The organism is uncultured Methanobrevibacter sp., assembly GCF_900314615.1.
Lineage (GTDB): Archaea > Methanobacteriota > Methanobacteria > Methanobacteriales > Methanobacteriaceae > Methanocatella.
In genome coordinates this window covers 1-2012 of record NZ_OMWA01000056.1, presented here as the reverse complement: position 1 = coordinate 2012, position 2012 = coordinate 1, and the positions used below count along the sequence as shown (strand labels likewise).

Annotated in this window: 2 protein-coding genes; both read left to right on the top strand. The window is 35.3% G+C overall.

All coding sequences use genetic code 11. The features are described from left to right. Nucleotides 1–723 precede the first annotated feature (723 nt). Nucleotides 724–1326, top strand: a complete 603-nt coding sequence (locus QZN33_RS11695) for a hypothetical protein (RefSeq protein ID WP_296792900.1) — start codon at nucleotides 724–726, stop codon at nucleotides 1324–1326. A gap of 165 nt (nucleotides 1327–1491) precedes the next feature. After that, nucleotides 1492–1875 (top strand): hypothetical protein, encoded by a 384-nt coding sequence (locus tag QZN33_RS11690; protein ID WP_296792897.1) that lies wholly within the window; start codon nucleotides 1492–1494, stop codon nucleotides 1873–1875. Nucleotides 1876–2012: the final 137 nt, after the last annotated feature.

The window sequence follows — 2012 nt, the reverse complement described above, 5'->3', positions numbered from 1 at the left end:
CCTGAATTGATACGATTGAAACACAATTTGCAATAAATTCTGCAATTGCTTTAATTAAGTCGGGATTGATCTGCCTGAATTGATACGATTGAAACACTCTGAAATAAGATATTTTCCACTTCCCTGTATCGGGTCGGGATTGATCTGCCTGATTTGTTCAAAAGAAAATTCTTAGTAATGCCGGAATAACCTAAGATAACGTCCGCAAATTCATCAATCAGATTGCAAAGGCATTAAGGGCTAAATGGTTATATGCTGCTAGTATAAAATTTTGAGAGTTTTGGTTAAAATTCTCACAACAATGGTTATCCGCTGTTTCCGCCGCTTCCATTATCATCTTACACTACCTGCTGTTTTTCTTAATGAACTGTCCTATGGTTCCTTATCCAACCTCTAAATATGAAATAAGTCAAAAAATATGACATAAAATGTAAATTTTCATTTACATTAGATCAATAACCAATTAATATGAATTTATATATGTTTGTTTACATCTTTATTCATTATTAAATCAAGTGTTTATTGTATATAAAGTAAAATTATTTCATTTCCTGAGATTATTCAAGTCCGTTATGATTATCGAAAAGGAAATTGATGCAAAATTAAGTTCACTGCAGGTTTACAACATTACCTATAGTTCTTTATGTTGAAATACAAAATCTGGAGTGTTCAGCCTGGATTTTTGACTACACCTTAAAGCATCATTGGATAAGGGGTTTTAATATGAAAAGTGAAACACGTCTGGAAAAATCTTTACAAAGGTTAATGAAACATTTAGAAAACGGGGATGCAGTTCTAATTATAAGCGGTTGCCGAAACGGTAATTCATGCGATATTAACTATGATGATACGAATGACATTCGTATAAATGCGTTAAAAAACGAATTCACATATCATAGGGTAAAAGTAGACGGTAAGGAAGATGAAAACAATCCGGTATATGAGGAATCCACTATAATTTATGCACCTAAGGAATGGGAGGATGAATTATATTCTTATGGTAAACGCTGGGGTGAACACTGTGAACAGGAATCCATATTCTTTATTCATTCCAACGGCATTTCTGAACTTTTGTACACCAAAGATTGTGAAGATGCAGCCGGTGAAAAGCACAAACAATTTGAATCAGTCATGATGGATCAATTTCAACCGCAACAATTAGACTGTTATCTGGTACAGATTAGAGGAAAGCGGTTTTCTTTATTAGATCTTCTAGTGAATGAAAAGTTTTATATAATGCCGAAAGAATATACAGAAGCAGATGTATTACCATCTACTCGTATGGCATACAACTGGCACAACAGAAAAAAACACGATCCTGTTTAAATTTATGTCCAGGCGCTGCAGTTTTAAATTAAGAACTTTACAGCAATTTAGCAAACAGATTTTAAACAGCACTAATGAATTGAACCAGGTTTCTCAAATGATCTTTGAGCTTTATTTATTTGCACCAGCAGAGGGGCATTATCTTTAACTTACGGAGATCCTGACATGAGAGTTGAATACTGCAAAGAAGCCTATGAAGATTACGAAGATGAAGATTATGAAGATTTGTCGGAAATGGCAAACGTCACCACAGTTGACAGCGGATTACCTTTTCCTGTATGGATTATCTATAATGGAACCTTAAAATTTACTGAACCTGATCGTCCCCATGTTAAAGTCGAAATTAACGACTGCAGAATTCCCTGTTTAATAGACAGCCGATGCCCTGGATTTACAGATAACAGTCATGCAGAAATTATTGAAAAGCTAAATCCGGAGGACATTGAACTTTTAAACAGATGGATCATTAAAAATTATCCGACATTGATAAATCACTGGAACGGACTATTAACAGATAAGCAGGCCTTGACTACTTTAAGTTCCGTTTAGTAAGGGACAATATACTGAAAAATCCGCCACTGCTCTATAACGTCAGTGTCAGATCCGCCAAACTCAATTCCAGCCGCCGGTTATACTCTCCGCATCTTTACTGCGCAGATGCGCCTCGTGATTTGCAAGTACCGTCC